The following is a 19190-nucleotide window of genomic DNA, read 5'->3' on the forward strand; positions in this document are numbered from 1 at the left end:
CACATGGACAAAATTCGTTTCTTAATGATCGGAGTCGGAGGGATGGGGAGAGAGCATATACGCCGAATTCTTCAGCTCCCCGAAGCAGAAATTGCAGCACTAGCAGATCCCAGTACGGCTGCACTAGATCAGGCTAAGGCTGATTTTCCCGAATTAGAGAAGGCGGGCGTTTATATGGACTACAGAGATGCACTCACAAATGAGATGCTGGATGCGGCAGTCATCGTATCTCCCCATCGGATGCATTATGAACAAGGAATGGAATGCCTTGCAGCAGGATTACATGTACTGATGGAAAAGCCTTTTGTAGATGGCGCACAGAATGCAGAAGCGATTATTTCCCGGGCGGCAGCCAGTGGCAGGCATCTTGCGGTTGCTTATCAGCGTCATTTATTAGGTCCGTATATGTATATGAAGCAATCCGTTTCGGACGGAAAATTGGGTCGTATTCAATTTGTGAGTGCATATCAGGCCCAGAGCTGGCTGGTAGATCAGAGAGGAACCTGGAGACAGAGCCTTGCTTTATCCTGTGGTGGACAGCTGAATGACTCCGGCAGTCACTTGCTTGATGCTGTATTGTGGATTACCGGATTATTGCCTCAGCAGGTCTCTGCGGTTATCGACACAAGGCAAACCGAAGTCGACATTGATTCAGCAGTCACGATTCAGTTTGAAGGAGGAGCCATTGGTTCGTTTCATGTTGTAGGAAGTGCAAGCATTAAGTGGCAGGAGGACTTGTCTATACATGGAGATCAAGGTACATTGCTCTTTCGGAACGGCAGGCTGTATGAGGCCTTAGAAGGCGAACCGGAAGTTCGAGAGGTGCCTCCAGAACGATGGCCAGAGTCCAGTAATCCGAATCATGATTTTGTTGAACTACTGCTTGGAAGAAGAGAGAATGCTTCTGCACCCGCTGAGAGTGGTCTTTACATTGCAAAGGTAACGGAGGCTGCCATGATCAGCAGCGCAGGGAAAGGAATTCTGACACCTATATCCATCGAATAAACGCACCTTAATAAAAAAACAAGTAATCAGAGACATTATTACGTGGTCTGGTTGCTTGTTTTTTTTTGGAACAGAAGTTCCCTTGTGTTATCATATAAACAGCAAAAACACAGTGTGAGGTGTCTAATGGAAAAGTTTATTTTAATAGATGGAAACAGCATTATTTATCGGGCGTTTTTTGCAATGCCGCCGCTGACGAATTCAAGCGGACTACATACGAATGCGGTATATGGTTTTACGACGATGCTGCTAAGACTGCTTGAGGAGCATAAGCCGACACATATGATGGTTGCTTTTGATGCAGGCAAGGTCACGTTCCGTCATGAAGGGTATGAGGAGTATAAGGGCGGTCGTCAAAAGACCCCTCCAGAGCTGTCCGAACAATTCCCTGTGCTCAAGGACTTACTGAAGGCTTTCGGTATCGCTCAGTTTGAACTGGAAGGATACGAGGCAGATGATATTATCGGTACGCTGACCAAGCGGGCGGATGAGGCAGGACGAGAAGTGCTGGTCGTTACCGGAGACAAGGATATGCTGCAGCTTGCTTCAGAGCATGTCAATATTGCACTTACTCGAAAAGGCGTTTCGGAGATCGAAGCCTATGGTCCCAAAGAAATTGAAGAGAAATATGGACTTACTCCATTGCAAATTATTGATCTAAAAGGTCTAATGGGCGATGCATCAGATAATATACCGGGGATTCCTGGCGTAGGAGAGAAGACTGCGCTTAAGCTCCTGCACCAATTCGGGTCGGTTGAAGCTGTTCTTGAGCATACGAGTGAGCTGAAAGGGAAAATGAAGGAGAAGATCGAAACCCACGCGGACGATGCTCGTCTCAGCAAGAAGCTAGCTACGATTTATCGCGAAGTTCCATTGGATCAATCATGGGATGACATGGCATTCGGTGGACTAAAAGAAGAATCAGCAGCCCCAGCTCTGGGTAAGCTTGAATTCAAATCACTTCTGGAGCGTTTATCCTTTACTGCAAAGCGGGTGGATGAGGATTCAGAAGCCTCACAGGAGGCTGTTCCGCTAGATATTGTAATTGTTAATGAAGATAATGCCCTTGAGCTCGCTTCGGTGCTTACAGAAGTGAAGGTTGTACATGTAGAAGCACATGGCGACAATCCCCATCACGCAGAAATTACAGGCATCGTGATCTTCGCACAGGAGCGTTATTACTTCCTGTCTCCAGAAATACTGAAATCAGATGCTTGTGTCAAAATAAGAGAATGGTTTGCGGATACCCATCAGCCGAAGCATGGCTATGATCTGCACCGGGTTGATCTGGCCCTTCATGCGATTGGCATCGAATTTGCGGGTGCTGCCTTTGATGCTCATTTGGCAGGATATCTGCTTGATCCCACGGACAGCGATCAGACCCTGGCAGGGCTTGCTGCCAAATATGCAATGCCGCGGCTTGCTTCAGATGATGAAGTGCTGGGCAAGGGAGCGAAGTATAAGGTTCCTGAGACCGAGGTCCTGGCCGATCACTTGTCCCGCAAGACGGCCTCACTGCTAGCGATCATCCCGCTTCAACAGAAGGATCTGGAGGAGACAGGGATGCATGAGCTGTTCTACGATTTGGAAATGCCGCTATCCAGAATACTGGCTGATATGGAGAAGCAGGGTATCAAGGCGAACATCAACGATCTGAAGGAGCTTGGCGCAGAGTTCGAGAAGACGATCCGCGGCTTGGTGGAGAAGATCTATGAAATCGCAGGTACGGAATTTAATCTGAATTCTCCGAAGCAACTGGGTGAGATTTTATTTGATAAGCTTGGACTGCCTGTAATCAAGAAGACAAAGACAGGTTACTCGACAGGTGCAGACGTGCTGGAGAAGCTGGCTCCATATCACGATATTGTGCAGTATATATTGGAATACCGCACCATTGCCAAATTGCAGTCGACATATATAGAGGGACTCTTGAAAGAAATTTCTCCAGAGACCAGCAAAGTGCATACCTATTATCGTCAGACGATCGCGGCTACAGGAAGACTGAGCAGTCAGTACCCGAATCTGCAGAACATTCCGATTCGTCTTGAAGAGGGACGGAAGATACGTAAAGTATTTGCACCTTCGGAGGAGAACTGGTACATTCTGGCTGCCGATTACTCTCAGATTGAACTGCGGGTTCTGGCTCATATTTCAGACGATGAACGTCTGAAGGAAGCTTTTGTACATGACATGGATATTCATACGAAAACGGCCATGGATGTGTTCGGAGTGGACAAGGATGCCGTAGACAGCAATATGAGACGTTCTGCCAAAGCCGTCAATTTCGGTATTGTGTACGGAATCAGTGATTATGGCTTGTCGCAAAATTTAAATATTACACGCAAAGAAGCGGCTCAGTTTATCGAACAATATTTTGCAGTATTCCAGGGTGTACGTAAGTTCATGGATGATATTGTGAAAGAAGCCAGAAAAGATGGTTATGTAACGACTCTGATGGGTCGACGCCGATATCTGCCTGAGATTAATGCAAGCAACTTTAACCTGCGCTCCTTTGCAGAACGGACTGCAATGAATACACCAATTCAGGGTACAGCTGCAGACATCATCAAGCTTGCCATGGTTCAGATGGATGCTGCTCTTGCTAAGCTTGGACTGAAGAGCCGGATGCTGCTTCAGGTGCATGACGAACTTGTATTTGAAGTCCCTGAAGATGAATTAGAAGTGATGAAGAAGCTCGTTCCAGAAGTGATGGAGCAGGCGCTCGAGCTGTCTGTTCCGCTCAAGGCGGAGGTCAGTTACGGAAGAAACTGGTACGAAGCGAAGTAATCTAATTTTAGGTTACAAGTCAGCACAAACTTCCGGTATAATGGTACGTGAGGTGAAGACATCATGCCGGAACTTCCGGAAGTAGAAACTGTCAGAAGAACGTTAAATACACTCATTGTCGGAAAGTATATAGATCGCGTTACCGTACATCTGCCGCGAATTATTCAGCGGCCGGATGACATTGAAGCTTTTGCAATGGAGCTTGCTGGCCACACCATTCAAGGTGTTGAGCGAAGAGGGAAATTTTTGCGTATCATGCTTGATGGACTAGTTCTTGTCTCTCACTTGCGAATGGAGGGCCGTTATGGGATGTATCAGGAGGAGGCTCCGCTTGAGAAGCATACCCATGTTGTGTTCCACTTCTCGGATGGGACTGAGCTGCGTTACAAGGATGTACGACAATTTGGTACCATGCATCTGTTCAAGATCGGTGAAGATCTGGCGAATAAACCACTTATGAAGCTTGGACTTGAGCCGCTTGATGAGGCCTTCACGCTTGAATCCTTCATCAAGGTGATCGGAGCAAGAACAACGAAGATCAAGATAGCTTTACTTAACCAAGAATATGTGGTGGGGATTGGCAACATCTATGTAGATGAGGCATTGTTCAGGGCAGGAATACATCCTGAGCAGCCGGCCAATACGATTAGTGATGAGAAGCTTGCTCTACTGCATCAGTCCATTATTGATACCCTTCTTGAAGCTGTACAAGCCGGCGGCTCATCCATCAAGTCTTATGTGAACGGACAGGGTGAGATGGGAATGTTCCAGCATCAGCTCAAGATATATGGAAGAAAAGACGAGCCTTGTACGGAGTGTGGTACGATGATTGTCAAGAGTGTCGTCGGAGGACGAGGTACGCATACTTGTCCTAAGTGTCAGGTTCTTGTTTAGCATGTCATAGAGAGCAAAATGCATTAATAGGCACCCTTTAGACCAGGTTCCCATATACTGCTAGGGCAACGCAGTTTTAAGGCAAACATTCGCTACCTTTAGATATACAAAAGGGTAGTGTAACTTGAGCCGGACGGGAGGAATGGAGGGTGCCTCATTTATTAACACTGCTAATGCTCGCTTTTGCATTAAGCCTTGATGGATTTGGTATAGGTGTTACATATGGTCTTCGAAAAATGAAAATACCTTGGCTGTCCATCGTCATCATATCGGTATGCTCAGGTCTAGTTATTGGAATGTCCATGCAGCTTGGCGTGCTGCTGTCTCATTTAGTTTCAGCTAATGTTGCCTCTTATGTAGGAGCCATTATTCTTATTTGTATGGGCGCGTGGTCGCTTATTCAATCGCTCAGGGCTTCAGAGCAACCGGTGCAGGAGGAGGCCTTAATAGGCGGACCTTTATCTGAGCAGCAAGAATGGGATGAAGACGAGCAGCATATAATGAAGGAATCGAAGAAGACGGTGTTCTTTTTGGAAATCCAGAAGTGGGGCATTGTCATTCAAATATTAAAAAAACCTTCGGCTGCAGATATGGATGACTCTGGCAGTATTTCGGGATATGAAGCGATGTGGCTAGGTATTGCTTTGTCACTTGATGCATTTGGAGCAGGACTTGGAGCAGCATTGCTTGGACTGCCTCCACTGTTAACATCTGTGATGATTGCACTTTTCAGCGGTACATTTCTTGTGTTAGGGTTAAGAGTAGGATTTCGGTTTGCAAGTGCAGGCTGGATTCGGTCTTTCACTGCTCTCCCGGCTGTGATGTTAATTATTATGGGTCTATTGAAGTTGATTTGAGGTGAACACATGAATATAGGACTTACAGGCGGGATTGCTACGGGGAAGAGCAGTGTTTCCAGGTATCTTGTGAGCCTCGGAGCCATTCTTATTGATGCCGATCAAATTGCTCGGGAAGTGATGCTTCCCGGGCACCCCGTGCTCGCTGCTGTTATTGAAAGATTTGGACAAGCTGTTCTGAATGAGGATGGAACGCTGCATCGAAAGAAACTAGGAGAGATCGTATTTGGAAACTCTGCTGAATTAAAGGCACTAAATGACATCACTCATCCTGCCATTCGTCAAGAGATGCGGGAACGTATGCGAATGTTTGAGCAGGAACAGCCTGATAAGCTGGTTGTATCCGATATTCCATTACTCTACGAATCTGGGCTGTCAGAGCAGTTTGAGCAGGTGATGGTGGTCTATGTGCCAGCCGAAGTTCAGCTGAAGCGACTGATGGAAAGGGATGGAATCAGCAAAGAGGATGCTCTTAGCCGATTGAATGCACAAATGGATATCGAGGAGAAGAAGCGAAGAGCGGATATTGTTATCGACAACAGCGGAAGCATGGAAGAAACGAAGGCGCAAATATTAAAGTTTTGGCATGACAAAGGCTTATCATGAAGTTATTACGTAAAAAAAGAAGTCTGCTTGTCCTATTTATTGCCTTTGTACTCTTGTTATTTTTAAATACAAACTGGATGTCATGGTTTTATCCTATCCATTATAAAGAACAAATTCGCACCCATTCCGAGAATTACGAGGTGGATCCTTTTTTGGTCGCCTCCATTATTCGAGTAGAGTCCAATTACAAGCTGAGCAGGGAGTCTAAGAAAGGCGCGATCGGATTAATGCAGCTCATGCCCGATACAGCCAATTGGATCCTTGAAACAGCAAAACTAGACAATGTCACACTCGAAGAGCTGAAGCATGAGCCGGACGCCAACATTCAGATGGGAACCTGGTATCTAGACTATCTGTCAGATCATTTTGAAGGCAATCCCATAGCAGCTATTGCAGCCTATAATGCAGGACAAGGGAATGTAGGGAGCTGGATCAAGGAAGGTAAATGGGACGGTCATCTGGATACCATTGGGGAAATTCCCATCGGTGAGACGAGACATTATGTCCAGCGCGTCATTTACTATTATAATCAGTATAAGGACATTTATAAGGAATTTTAATTATAGCGTGAATAATAAAAGAAGCACTGGACAGGCTTAACAGGTCAAGCCATGCCCAATACTTCTTATGAAATCTTATTATTGAAATTGTCCAGCTAGTTGTTGTTCAGCGATTGTTACAAGACGTTTAGTGATGTAACCACCGATCGAACCGTTCTCATAAGATGTCATGTTACCTTGGTAACCATCTTGTGGAATACTGATTCCAAGCTCTTGAGCAACCTCATATTTCATTTGTTCGAGAGCGCCATGTGCTTTAGCGACTACCAATTGGTTGGAGTTACCGCTGCTACCTTGTGCCATTGCTTTCACCTCCTTGCAGGTTGGTAAAAGTATTATGTCTCGCATCTCGATTTTTCATGACTTTTTTATTTAAAAAGTGATTGGTAACTATATGCAATTAAGGAGGTGAGTGAGCTTGAAGTGTCCGTACTGTACTTATAGCGGTACCAAAGTGCTTGATTCTCGCCCAGCCAATGAAAACAAATCCATACGCCGCCGCAGAGAATGTGAAAAGTGTAATCGAAGGTTTACTACCTTTGAAACGATAGAAGAGACGCCTCTGATTGTAATCAAGAAGGATGGAAGCAGAGAGGAATTCAGCAGAGAGAAATTGCTGCGAGGACTGATTCGTGCCTGTGAGAAGAGGCCTGTATCCGTGGAGCAGCTCGATTCCATTGTGTCAGAAGTAGAGAAATCTCTGCGTAATACGGCGATTGCCGAGGTTGAGAGTCGGGAGATTGGAGAGCTCGTCATGGAGCAGCTATACCCTGTGGATGAGGTCGCCTATGTTCGTTTTGCTTCGGTCTACAGACAATTCAAAGACATCAACATGTTTATGAAGGAATTGAAGACGCTGTTGTCTAAAGGTGTAGATGAAGACTAGATCTTAAAGCTTTGGTTGGTCAGGTATAAATTCAAGCAACTAAAATGAAAGCAACTAAAATGAAAGCCTTCAGGCTCATTACTTTGAGCTCCGAAGGCTTCTATTTTAAAGTGATTGATGTAAGTCTAATACAATGCATTTTCAAATTACTTTTTAGTCATTGTTACGTTGTCCATTTCCGATGATTTGACGGGAGTAGCCTTCTTTTTTCAACTGGCCTGAATAGCTTTGAACTCCTTGCATACTATGAGGACCCTGTATCATATTTCCTTGATATCCCTGCGGTGCCATCATGGGATTGTTGTAGGATGTTCCCTGAACTCCGGTTTGCGGCTGATGGTATTTGTTACAGTCTGCAGGAGGGCCAATGACCGTCGTATCTTTGATTGGAGCAAGCGTTTCTTTCAACATGGCTTCATCCAGACAATAAGTATGGGCGATGGTATTCGTTGGTGCCAGGCGCAGGAAATCAGATATTCCGATAAATTCAGGCTGCCGGGCATCAAAGATGGCGATGATCTTTGTATTGTCCTTATTCGCAACCTCCCAATGAATCCACCCTTGGGGAACAAGTACGGATTGACCAGGACCTGCAGTAAAGTTAAGTACCTCTTTGGTAAAAGGATTAATAAAGGATACCACCGCTTCCCCAGTCACAACATAGACAAGCTCGGATGCATTTTGATGCACATGGGGTTCCACTACATTACCTCTTGTTAAATTGATATCTAGAAGAGAGGCTTCTCGATTGTATTCATCTGTTGTCTGCCAAGAACGTTGATATAGTTACCACTGTCTTTGGTAAAGAACCGATTCTTATTTACATCATCAAAAAACTGCACATTTGGTGAAGTGTAGTCCATATAAGTCACTACCATTGTTGTCACTCCTCTGCTTCGGTTTCTGTTTTACTGGTAAATGTATTCAATTGGGCGTAGGATGGTGCCTAGAGATTCAACACTTATGACAAGGGGAGGAAATTAGTAATGAAACCGTATATAACCGTCCTTACACTCGGGGTAAATGATCTGGAGAGATCGCTTGAATTCTATAGAGATGGACTGGGATTTCCTACTGAGGGAATTATCGGTAAGGAATTTGAGCATGGAGCGGTTGCTTTTTTTGAATTGCAGGCTGGTGTAAAGCTCGCGATTTGGGATCGAAGAGACCTTGCCTATGAAGCTAAAGTACCGCTGACTTCTCCGAGCTCAGCTGAAATGACGATTGGACATAATGTGGGCAGCAAGGAAGAGGTGGATTCCGTGATGGAGCAGGCACGTAAAGCCGGGGCCGCGATCTGTGATCCTGCACATGAAACGTTCTGGGGAGGATATTCCGGGCACTTTATGGATCCCGACGGACATTTGTGGGAAGTGGTGTGGAACCCTGTTTGGGATATAAGTGAGGAATGACAATGATGAAAAAATGCAAATGGGCCAAGGTATTCAATATAAGTGTAATTAATTAGCTTAAAATAGCAGGGTGACATATTGCCTAATTATACCGAGTTATGTTACACTAATTTTTGCGTACAAGACGAATGATTTTAAAGTGAGTCTTGTAATTATAACTTGATATGATGGGGCCTTAGCTCAGCTGGGAGAGCGCATCGCTGGCAGCGATGAGGTCAGGGGTTCGATCCCCCTAGGCTCCACCATAAAAAAACCTTGCAGCACCGGGATTTCCCGGTGCTTTTTGATTGTCTTGAGGACGTTGATCGGCTAAGAATTCCACCGTGGTCACACGTTTGGTCACAGTGCCGATTTTTTCAGGCCAATTTGGAGAAAATTTTTCAGGAACAGTTATTCGAACGTTCAGGAAAATTCTGCTTCTTTTTTAAATCCCTCAGTGAAGGACAAATGATTATCCGAACAACATTTCCCCATATTGTGTAGCGGTCTGCTTATGAACAGAAGGCAAAACATGAGAGTACGTATAAAGAGTTACTCTAATGTCGGAATGGCCAAGAATTTCTTTTACCACTTTGGGATTAATGTTTTGGGCTAACATGAGTGTGGCGACAGTATGTCTGAGATCGTGGAAGCGGATGCGTGGGATATCTGCTGCTTTCTTGATCAATCTATAGAAGTTACGAAGTAAATTTCGAGGGTTAAGGGGCTTGCCTGATCTGGTGCAGATGACCAAATCATTGTCCTCATAATATGATCCAGCAGCAAGTTTCTGCTTCTTTATTTCTTGTGCTGTTTTTTTAAATCATCCAGCGTCCGTGCGATTAATGTAATCGTTCTTGCGCTTGATTTGGTTTTGGTGTCCTGAATTAATTCTTTGCCATCATGACTCAAGGTTTGACGAACTCGCAAAATTCCTTCATCAAAGTCGATATCCTTCCAACGTAGCCCCAGAATTTCCGACTGACGCATTCCTGTAGTTAAAGCAAGCAAGAATGCAATATGGAGGTCATCTTCTTCAGCAAGCTTGAGGAATCGAACCGCTTCATCCAGATTCCATACTGCCATTTCCTTATGAGGAACTTTTGGAGCTTCGGCATCGGCAGCGGGATTGTAAGCAATGTATTTACGTTTGTGTGCTGTTTTGAATGAACTTTTTACGATTTTCTGGATGTCCTGAATCGAACGCTCAGATAGTCCCGTTTCTTTAAGTAGGAATGCATAAAACTTTTCAATCATAACGGTTGTAATCTTACCCATTTCCTGTCGATTGGTTGGCACGAGCATAACAATAAATGGTTTTATCTACACGGCGGTGGAGCTATAGGCGAAGCCGATGTTAATGTCAGAACTAGTAATTCTAAATATACTTTAAAGACTGATGGAAAGTTGTCGGAGAAAGACGCATTCCTTGGTACTTTGGATATGCTTGAAATATGTGATCGGAAATTGACCTATTCTTTGTTGAGTTACGTCTTAACTTCCATCATTACAACGCCATTGATTCATTCAAAGGACTTATCCCCAAATTTTGTTTTATGGATCATGGGCGGGACTGGATTTGGTAAAACTACATTTTCAACATTCTTCACGAATATTTTTGAGACAGGGAACTTAGTGAGACCTGAATCGCATAAAACGGCAGTGATACTGCCGGGGGTGCGTGAGCATAAGGACTGCGTGTTTGTTATTGATGACTTTGGAACGTCTAAAACAAAGCAAAGTGAGTATGCCGTTATCAACAAGATTGAAGATTTGATTAGAAAGTTAACAGACCGACAGTATACAACAGATAAGGCAGGTATCTCTGATGGTATGCTGCTCATTACTGGTGAAAAATTCATGGAACAAAACGAGATCAATAAGTCATCAATCAAACGAGCAGTTCGCGTCAAAATGGATAACATTTTTAACGCGCAAGATAAACAAACATTTGATGCTCAAAAACTAAAAATTCAAGTATCATAAAGACAAATTATATTTTTCATCAAGTATTGGCTTCTATCTGGAATGGTTATGTGAAATGCTAAATTCTAATTTCATCAACGATTATAGACGGGATTTCGAAACTTTGCGGGATGAACTGAAAGAACTTGAGGAGCATGGCCGACATGTGGATGGGTTTGCACACCTAATCATTGCTTTCAATTTCTATATGGCATATGGCAAAGAACGTGGGTTCATTACGCCAGAGCAGTGTATTAGTAACTGTAATTCAGCAAAAGAGATATTTTTGGAGCTATTGAATGAGCAGTCTGACACGATATTTGATCAAAATGTTGAAATGTTTATGGATGGTTTAGAACAACTGATTGCAGCGGGGGATATTGTCGTTCAGGATAACTGTCAAACGTTAGACTTTGATCGCCGCGTGTATGGTACGATCAGAGTTGAAAAGGGACAAGAGGTTTTGAAGCTGGATTGGGACGTCGTATATAGGTTAGTCGCAAAACATATCATGGATTCCCAGAAACACCGAAATCCGTTTATTGGGAGTAAGAAGTTAGCTAAGCTACTTGATGAATATAATCTTATCTGTTTTAACGAAAACGGTACAACAGTGCCTTTTAAAGCATTGCATAAGGGTCAAACTGAACGTTGTAGAGTAATTAATTTTAGAACAGACATGATTCCTGAAATTGTTTCTTTAATCCGAGGAAAGGAAGAAGAGCGTTCTCGATTAATAAATGATATTGCGAAATCTTATGTTCAGAGGTCATCGTACCCTGATTACTGGGGTGCTAGCAAAAATGATAGAGAGAATGACGGTAGCTATGGTAGATATAATTCTCATGATGATTACATGGATTATGACGATGATGAGGATGAATATTATGATGAGGATAGTGAAGAACTTAAACCAAATGAATACGATGATTCGGATGATGATAGAATGCAAGAAAAGAATAAGAAGACTTCGAACCCCAAATCAGGTATTCTTCGCATAGAAATTAATAAATAACAAATAGCTAATATATAAGTATATTACATATATCAGTTTTGTATATATTCCTCATCTCTATATACGACAATTCTATTATTTTGGGTTGTTTTGTGAAAAATCAAAAGTGCGCAAACACATTCATAAAAGGATGTGTTTGCTAATGAAAATTGGATACCATACCGTACTATTATCAATACCAATTGACTTTTATACAGCTGGAGCATTGTTTGAGGCATTAGAAGCATACTCAAAGGAAATGAACACAAAATTTTACCCTAAAAAATGGGGAAACGTTTCTTGGACTGAATTTTGGCTCTTTAAAGATATTGGGCTTTTAGTGTACTTGAAGGACTCTCATTATTCGAGAGATAATCAAAAATACGTTTATAAAGTGATTGAGGTAAGACTAAATCCAAAGCGACTGTGCAAAAGAAATGAATATGTACAAGTTAGCGCTTATGAGGATTATCCAGTGATCGCAAAAATGTTTAAAAAATTACTTGCCCCACTGAAACGTATTTATAAAAAGATACGTGATGCTAAAGGAATGAGCTTGAAGGCATTAGAATAATAAGTCCGTTCATATTTGATGACATATCACGATATAAGGTAGACCGGATTGACTACTGTTTTAATATTCGAACACCATACATGAATTGGTATATGGAACTAATCCGTCGCTCTGACATACCGAAATCTTTTGAATTGGTTCAGAAGAATAATCCGATTACTAAACGAAAAGAGCCGTATAAGAATTCTCTCCGTCTTGAAAATAAATCGATAACAATCAATTTTTATAATAAGAGTTTTCAGATAGCTGAGGTCTTTGGTGATGACTTTCCTGAAGGACAAGAAGCTGAGGATATTATCCGTCTCGAAGTGCAGTGTAAAAAAAGGAAATTGAATAACTTAAAGGGTTATTATAGTATCGAAGGTAGATCGCTTTTGGAATTTTCTAGTGAAGAACTATCGGTAAAGGTATTACTCTCGTACTATGAGAAAACGGTGGGATACGAGGATTACTATACATTGCAAGAAGCAAGATTTATTATCGGCGAATCCGATTACAAATGGAAGGTTCGACAGCGTATGATTGAGGTTCTTGAATTAATCAATCAAAAAAGGTCTATTTGGAAAGCTAGAGATGAGTATGAAGATGGAAAAAAGCGGTTCAATGAGGCTCTAAAACAAATAAAAAAAACGGGCATAAACCCTGTCACGATTCCTGCTGGTTGGAAGTTTCCACAGCTTCCAAACCTTCTAATGGAAATCGACAGTAGCTTATTACCCAATTAGCGATTAATTTACTGTTGAAGCAATTACGCTATAATACAAGGATTTAACTATACTTTGTTAGGTTGAAGTGTTTTTTTGGGGGCAGATGATGAAACTACGTAAGGTCTTTTTTTTTTAAAAGTATCCTTTGAACGATCTTCATGATGTAATAAACTAGGTAAAACGGTGTCACTGCCCAACCTATAAACGTAGAGATAATAATTTTGTAGACGATATAATTCGATATGGAAGTAAAAACTGTCACATTCCGTTGCAATCTGCTTATGAACGCCCAACCAAATGGGATGCTCAAGAGTACGTAAGTTGCAATCAATTATTGCCCCTCCACTCTTGCTTCTGTAGTGATAGCAGCATCTATCATTTGTTTAATGTACGGTAAAGCGGTATAAGCATGTTTATACTCCGTAACTCCGGGATTATGGCGTTTTTTGACTAAGTTCTTTCTTGTTAACTTCGAAATGATCGAATAGACTTGCTTTTCCTTGTCGATACGAATTCTATGCATTTGCCGTATTTTTGAACGTAAAATATACGCCCCATGCTCCTTTTTCAACTTTAAAATCGGGATGTTGATTTATAGATGATAATTGCGTAAATAATTGATCGTCCGTTAAAGGTCTTGCCAGTGAATAATCCTTAAAATTTAATTTGAACAGCTTGATTCCTGAGACTTCTTGCATAAAGAGATAGGACGCTGTCCATCCGATGACTGCTCCAAATAGAGCACCTATGGCACCTCCCATTGCAGCAAGAGCAATCGTTCCTGCGGGAATGAGGATGAAGTATGCTTTTTTATAAGCTTTCATTGGGTCTTCAAGCTGGATTGGCTCTATATCCACTTTGGGAATAACAACGTTTTTATCGATTTCGATTGACATAGCGATGCTCCTTTGTTTAAATATGATCTACTACTTGACCTTGCTACACAACGCGGCACTCAAATTTGAATCTATGAATGCATCCTTTCATCCAGAATAATTGTCATGGTAGGCTCATTCCATTTTTAGCAGATTCATTGCTTTTGCATTCCGTTCGTTGACCTGACACACTACTGTTTATGGTATCAACGATAAGCTTCTTTAAATCCTCAGTAGTAAGTACAGTCAGAACGGCATTTTTATTATTTGTCCGGTTGTTTAGCGGTGATTTACCACCAAACAAGGTTTCCAAAGAGCACCCCAGACCAGTTGCTATCTTTTCGAGTGTATTAATCGTGCAATTGTTTTTTTCTCCCCGCTCAATCTGTCCAAGGTAACTTATGTTTATAGATGAGTGAAGCGCCAGTTGTTCCTGGCTCATTCCTTTCTGTAGTCGCAAGAGTCGTATTCGCTCACCGATATGTTGTCTTGAATTCATAATTCACACCCCCATAAAAATGATAGGTTTTTCCTGTTTTTGCTTCAATATGATACAGCCACTAAAAAAGTATCTGGAGATACGATATCGTGAATAATCATCCGTATTTTATGGCTACATATATGAATTCCCGCCTTTGGGCAACAAAAAAGACGCATACAACGAAGGCAACTTTAAAGATTTCACGAGAAATAGTCTTCATCTCATGAATCTTGGAAGTTGTCCTGTGTCTGCGTCAAAATGTTTGTTATTATTGGCAGCTAGTGCAAAGTTATTATACTTTGCGGCTATGGAACCCTTTGCTGAAATCGCGAGTTCCATATCGAAAGTGGAAAAACCGTTTATGAGAATAATATACATATACTTACCAATAGTTTCAAGGGTTATTTTGTTTTTCACATTAAGCCTTTTTCTTTTAGACTGACGAAGGTGTTTCCTCCAATTATGAGGTGATCTAGCACTTCTATGCCCACAATTTTCTCCTGCTCTCGCCAGCCGTTTGATTAATTCAACGTCTTCTGGAGAGGGATTAGGGTCACCACTCGGATGATTATGAGCACAGATGAGAGAGGCGCTACAACGTTTAATCGCTGCGCGGAATACTTCCCTTGGATGAACGATTGCAGCATTGAGAGAGCCAATCGAGATGATTTCTTTAAAGATCACTCTGTTCTTTGTATTCAAAAATAAGCAAATGAAATGTTCTTTGGTTACATACCTGAGTTCAGGTTCAAGTAAGTCAAATGCGTCTTTAGGACTGCGTATTGTTGTTTGCTCATAAGTTGGAATGGTCAAGTTCTTTGCAAGCTTTAACAGGGCTGTTAACTGACGAGCTTTACCCATGCCGATTCCTTTTATGCTCATGAGTTGCTGCTCGGTTACGTCCATTAGCTCTGCTGTGGCCGGAAACTGGTTGAGTAGTTGTTGTATGGGATAGCTGTCGGCACGTTCACGTAAACATTCTGAAATCAGCTTTTTCAATTCTTCATTGCGATTGTTCATAAAAATCTACCTCCTGATTATATTAATGGGTACAAAAGGGCTGGACACGTATAGATGTGTCCAGCCCTTTTGTTGCCTCTCGCGAGGACTACCTATCTGTATAGGTATCAGGAGTATAATATGGAAACCTCTTTCTTGATTATTCGAATTTCAATAGTGTAATAGGCTTATTTTATTGGTTCCAAAAAAGGGAAATGGCGGAAGATGTCGAAAATGTAGTTAATATAGTATATTAGTGTGCTTAGATAAAATTCCGCAATCTTCTCAAAAGGAGTTGGAAAATTTGATAGAACTTACATTACCTGCTCTAGAGCGAGTTATTCTGAAGGAGAAAGGGAAAAAGAATATCATTAAACAAATTCTTGTTTCGCCAAAGAAAATACAACCGAGATTATTTTCTATTGATTCAAATATGATTGTACTTGAAGACTCAGAACATAGGTATTGTATTACTAACAAATCCTCAAATAACATCACTCCTTATGATTACGTCATCTTATCAAAGCAGCTACCTACTGAAACTAATATAAATGATGGATCATTAAAATTAGATAAATGGTTAAAACATCCGCGAAGTTCAGAGGCATATGAGACAACTGAAATTATAGAATCGTGGAACGATCAATTTGATTATAAATTAGAAGATAACAGTAAAAACATATATGGTTTAAGAAAACCGCAACTAGGTGCCTTGCATATGATTATGGGACATTTTCAACTTCCGTTGAATATTGCAACGGTTGTAATGCCTACTGGGACTGGAAAAACAGAAACAATGCTCTCAGCTCTAGTCGCTTATAGGTGTAGCAAATTACTAATTACTGTACCTAGTGATTCGTTACGTGAGCAAATATCAGAGAAATTTCTATCCTTAGGGTTGTTGAAAAGATTTGGAGTAGTAGGTGAGTCTGCTCTCTTCCCAATTGTTGGGGTTGTTAAAGAGCATTTTAAAACAGTTGAAGAGTTGCGTTATTTTTTTGAGAAATGCAATGTGGTTGTATCCACAATGCCTTTATTAGCTGACAGTTCTAAAGAACAGCAAGCAGAAATGTCTAAACTAATTTCACATGTATTTATAGATGAGGCGCACCATGTAAAAGCGCAATCGTGGGAAAAATTCCGTTTAAGCTTTAATAATGAAAAGATAGTTTTTTTCACAGCTACCCCATTTAGGAATGATGGGAAAAGATTGGACGGAAAGATTATCTTTAACTTTCCACTTTTAAAAGCCCAAGAAGACGGATATTTTAAAGAGATTGAGTTTATACCCGTAAGAGACTATGACTCAACTAGAGCTGACTTAACAATTGCACAAGCAGCCGTTCAAAGATTAGAGGAGGATCATGAAAGGGGTCTTCCACACATATTAATGGCTAGATGTGCGACTAAAGAGAAAGCGAGTTTAATTTTTGAAATATATAAAAACTTCACGAAGCATAATCCAGTTCTTATTCATTCTACGATTCCGAATAAAAGAGAAATCTATCAGTCCATCATCAATAGAGAACATAAAATTATTGTTTGTGTAGATATGTTGGGAGAAGGCTTTGATTTGCCTGAACTCAAAATAGCTGCTTTTCATGATATTAGAAAAAGTCTTCCAGTAACGTTGCAGTTTACTGGTAGGTTTACAAGAACTAAATATGATGAACAGTTAGGGATGGCCTCATTTATTGCAAATATCGCTGACTTAAATGTTACAGAAGAACTTGAGGAGTTATATGCTAGGGATGCCGATTGGAATAAGATTTTGTCTGATATAAGTCATTTGAAAATAGATAATGAAATTAAATATAGGGAGCTAATGGATGGATTTACTAAGTTGAATAGTTCAAAGATCCCTTTTCAAAACATACGTCCTAAGCTCAGTACAGTGGTTTATAAAAGTCACAGGCACACATGGGACCCAAATAATTTCCACAAAGGAATTCAAGCATATAATCAAATTGAGTATAAATTTTTTGACGTTAATAGGAATGAAAATATTGCTATCTTTGTATTTGCAAAGAGCCTATATCCTGATTGGATTAATCATAAAGATATCTACAATTTAAATTGGGATATCATTGTAATGTTTTGGGATAAAAAGAATAGTCTTTTATTTATTAACAGTTCTGATAACGGCAGTTTGTACAAAGACCTGGCAAAAGCAGTAATTGGGAAAGAAGCACAACTGATTAACCACATGAATGTATTTAAAGCTTTACATGGGATTAATCGGATTAGACTTCAAAACGTTGGTCTAAAACTTTTTCTAGGCAGGGATATCAGATTTAGAATGAGTGTAGGCAGCGATGTTGGCGAGGCACTTTCGTTAGCTGAAAGACAAAATGGCCAAAAGGCATTTGTTGTAGGTGCTGGATACGAAAATGGCAATAAGACTAATATCGGATGCTCATATAAGGGAAGAATATGGACGAAGAAAGAAGGAGACTTGTTAGAATTTAAAGAATGGTGCATGAATGTTGGGGAGAAATTGGTAAATAACGAGCTTGATCCGAATATTATTTTGAAGGAAACATTGGTCCCTGAAAAAATAATAGATAGACCATATTTATTTCCAGTCTGGATTGAATTAGATTCGGATATATTGCAATACAATGAAATTAAATATGCTTTTATAATCAACGGTACTGAATATAATTTATCAACCTGTGAGATTAGTTTGTTTTCACCAACACTAGAAGGAGATTTACATTTTTCTTTAAATACTGAGGATGGCAATGTGATTTTTAAACTTCATTTATTCGAAGATATTTTGGATAAAACTGATGTCAAATTTCCTAACTATAAAATACATCAAGTTAGCAAGGAAAAAGTGGAAGTGGTTTATGGGACACAGAGAAGAAGCGCAGTTGATTTTTTTGATGAGTACCCTCCAACGATCTGGTTCGCAGACGGATCATCACTTACTGGAAATGACTATATAAAATTAAAGAAAAGAATAGGATTGTACCCATCTGAGAAAATTATTACTTTTGATTGGTCAAGGGCCGATTTAAGCAAAGAGTCACAAGGAGTAACTCCTAAAATAATGGACTCTATTCAGTATCAGATGATAGATTACTTGAAAAATAAGGACTATGAAATCATATATGATGACGATTATAGCGGGGAAATTGCAGACATTATTACAATTAAAGTTCAAGACGATGTGATTTATGTTGAACTTTATCACTTGAAATTCGCTAAAGGAGGAGTAGTCAGTAATCGCATTGATAATTTTTATGAAGTATGTGGACAGGCTCAGAAGTCGTGCGTGTGGAAGCAAAAAGAATCGCAGGAGTTTATGACTCATTTGTTAAGACGCGAACCAAAAAAGAAAAGTGGAGTCGAAAGCTCAAGACTTGAAAAAGGTACTATGGATGATTTGGAGAGAGTATTAGGCTTTGCAAAGAAGAAAATGCCTATGCAATTTATGATATATATAGTTCAACCAAGTTTATCCAAAGCTAATCCGTCTGAAGATATATTGCAATTACTGGGCGTTACTGAGAATTTTCTTAAAGAAACCTCTGGGATTGAGTTTGGGGTTATTTCAAATAAATAATGATACGTTTTGTGAAATCAAATTAAAGCAATTATTTA

General features: G+C 40.8%; 19 protein-coding genes, 1 tRNA gene and 1 pseudogene. 14 read left to right on the plus strand and 7 right to left on the minus strand.

Features of this window, described 5'->3' with window-relative positions:
• The first annotated feature begins 3 nt into the window (after positions 1 to 3).
• The 6 genes from BM415_RS03480 (at position 4) to BM415_RS03505 (ending at position 6709) form a co-directional block, all read left to right on the plus strand.
• On the plus strand, positions 4 to 1005 hold the full coding sequence (locus BM415_RS03480) for a Gfo/Idh/MocA family protein (RefSeq protein WP_091154631.1): 1002 nt from the start codon (positions 4 to 6) through the stop codon (positions 1003 to 1005).
• A gap of 126 nt (positions 1006 to 1131) precedes the next feature.
• Entirely contained in the window at positions 1132 to 3792 is a 2661-nt protein-coding gene (gene polA / locus BM415_RS03485; protein WP_091154632.1) for a DNA polymerase I, read from the plus strand.
• Between the two features lie 63 nt (positions 3793 to 3855).
• Entirely contained in the window at positions 3856 to 4686 is an 831-nt protein-coding gene (gene mutM, locus BM415_RS03490) for a DNA-formamidopyrimidine glycosylase (RefSeq protein ID WP_091154635.1), read from the plus strand.
• Between the two features lie 149 nt (positions 4687 to 4835).
• The gene (locus BM415_RS03495) at positions 4836 to 5543 is read left to right on the plus strand and encodes an MntP/YtaF family protein (protein ID WP_280142844.1); all 708 of its coding nucleotides are present in this window, start codon (positions 4836 to 4838) and stop codon (positions 5541 to 5543) included.
• Positions 5544 to 5552: 9 nt separating this feature from the next.
• The gene (gene coaE / locus BM415_RS03500) at positions 5553 to 6149 is read left to right on the plus strand and encodes a dephospho-CoA kinase (RefSeq protein WP_091154638.1); all 597 of its coding nucleotides are present in this window, start codon (positions 5553 to 5555) and stop codon (positions 6147 to 6149) included.
• Positions 6146 to 6709, plus strand: a complete 564-nt coding sequence (locus BM415_RS03505) for a lytic transglycosylase domain-containing protein (protein ID WP_091154640.1) — start codon at positions 6146 to 6148, stop codon at positions 6707 to 6709. The genes coaE and BM415_RS03505 overlap by 4 nt, the downstream gene beginning before the upstream one ends.
• A 78-nt stretch (positions 6710 to 6787) precedes the next feature.
• Here the strand turns inward: BM415_RS03505 and BM415_RS03510 are convergent, their stop codons facing one another.
• Positions 6788 to 7012, minus strand: coding sequence for an alpha/beta-type small acid-soluble spore protein (locus BM415_RS03510; RefSeq protein WP_091154643.1), 225 nt, complete (start codon positions 7010 to 7012; stop codon positions 6788 to 6790).
• A 115-nt stretch (positions 7013 to 7127) separates the two neighbouring features.
• On the opposite strand from BM415_RS03510, the gene nrdR reads away from it, so the two are divergent.
• On the plus strand, positions 7128 to 7595 hold the full coding sequence (gene nrdR / locus BM415_RS03515) for a transcriptional regulator NrdR (protein WP_091154645.1): 468 nt from the start codon (positions 7128 to 7130) through the stop codon (positions 7593 to 7595).
• Between the two features lie 153 nt (positions 7596 to 7748).
• Here the strand turns inward: nrdR and BM415_RS25880 are convergent, their stop codons facing one another.
• Entirely contained in the window at positions 7749 to 8297 is a 549-nt protein-coding gene (locus BM415_RS25880; protein WP_348272301.1) for a cupin domain-containing protein, read from the minus strand.
• A gap of 26 nt (positions 8298 to 8323) precedes the next feature.
• Positions 8324 to 8473 carry a hypothetical protein gene (locus BM415_RS25885; RefSeq protein ID WP_348272302.1) on the minus strand — a complete coding sequence of 50 codons (150 nt, stop codon included), beginning with the start codon at positions 8471 to 8473 and terminating at the stop codon, positions 8324 to 8326.
• Positions 8474 to 8581: 108 nt separating this feature from the next.
• Between BM415_RS25885 and BM415_RS03525 the strand changes: the two genes are divergently transcribed.
• Together BM415_RS03525 and BM415_RS03530 are read left to right on the plus strand one after the other, a co-directional pair.
• A complete protein-coding gene (locus tag BM415_RS03525; RefSeq protein ID WP_091154647.1) occupies positions 8582 to 9007 on the plus strand; it encodes a VOC family protein in 426 nt (141 codons plus the stop codon).
• 169 nt (positions 9008 to 9176) lie between these two features.
• Positions 9177 to 9252: transfer RNA gene (locus tag BM415_RS03530), tRNA-Ala, on the plus strand.
• A 532-nt stretch (positions 9253 to 9784) separates the two neighbouring features.
• Here the strand turns inward: BM415_RS03530 and BM415_RS25760 are convergent.
• Positions 9785 to 10291 (minus strand): site-specific integrase, encoded by a 507-nt coding sequence (locus tag BM415_RS25760; RefSeq protein WP_348272303.1) that lies wholly within the window; start codon positions 10289 to 10291, stop codon positions 9785 to 9787.
• A 102-nt stretch (positions 10292 to 10393) separates the two neighbouring features.
• On the opposite strand from BM415_RS25760, the gene BM415_RS03540 reads away from it, so the two are divergent.
• From BM415_RS03540 to BM415_RS03555, 4 genes are all read left to right on the plus strand, one after another.
• On the plus strand, positions 10394 to 10972 hold the full coding sequence (locus BM415_RS03540; protein ID WP_091154649.1) for a hypothetical protein: 579 nt from the start codon (positions 10394 to 10396) through the stop codon (positions 10970 to 10972).
• A gap of 103 nt (positions 10973 to 11075) precedes the next feature.
• Positions 11076 to 11966, plus strand: a complete 891-nt coding sequence (locus BM415_RS03545) for a hypothetical protein (RefSeq protein ID WP_211753648.1) — start codon at positions 11076 to 11078, stop codon at positions 11964 to 11966.
• Between the two features lie 142 nt (positions 11967 to 12108).
• Entirely contained in the window at positions 12109 to 12519 is a 411-nt protein-coding gene (locus BM415_RS03550; protein WP_091154654.1) for a hypothetical protein, read from the plus strand.
• A gap of 92 nt (positions 12520 to 12611) precedes the next feature.
• Entirely contained in the window at positions 12612 to 13244 is a 633-nt protein-coding gene (locus BM415_RS03555; RefSeq protein WP_091154657.1) for a hypothetical protein, read from the plus strand.
• A 497-nt stretch (positions 13245 to 13741) separates the two neighbouring features.
• On the opposite strand, the gene BM415_RS03570 is transcribed toward BM415_RS03555, so the two are convergent.
• From BM415_RS03570 to radC, 3 genes and pseudogenes are all read right to left on the minus strand, one after another.
• Entirely contained in the window at positions 13742 to 14122 is a 381-nt protein-coding gene (locus BM415_RS03570; RefSeq protein WP_091154663.1) for a hypothetical protein, read from the minus strand.
• Positions 14123 to 14225: 103 nt separating this feature from the next.
• A complete protein-coding gene (locus BM415_RS03575; protein WP_091154666.1) occupies positions 14226 to 14600 on the minus strand; it encodes a helix-turn-helix domain-containing protein in 375 nt (124 codons plus the stop codon).
• A gap of 395 nt (positions 14601 to 14995) precedes the next feature.
• Positions 14996 to 15602: pseudogene (gene radC / locus BM415_RS03585) on the minus strand (DNA repair protein RadC).
• Positions 15603 to 15885: 283 nt separating this feature from the next.
• Between radC and BM415_RS03590 the strand changes: the two are divergent.
• Positions 15886 to 19152 (plus strand): DEAD/DEAH box helicase, encoded by a 3267-nt coding sequence (locus BM415_RS03590; RefSeq protein ID WP_244533133.1) that lies wholly within the window; start codon positions 15886 to 15888, stop codon positions 19150 to 19152.
• Positions 19153 to 19190: the final 38 nt, after the last annotated feature.

Source organism: Paenibacillus sp. 453mf (assembly GCF_900116105.1).
In the GTDB taxonomy this organism is placed as follows: Bacteria; Bacillota; Bacilli; order Paenibacillales; family Paenibacillaceae; genus Paenibacillus; species Paenibacillus provencensis.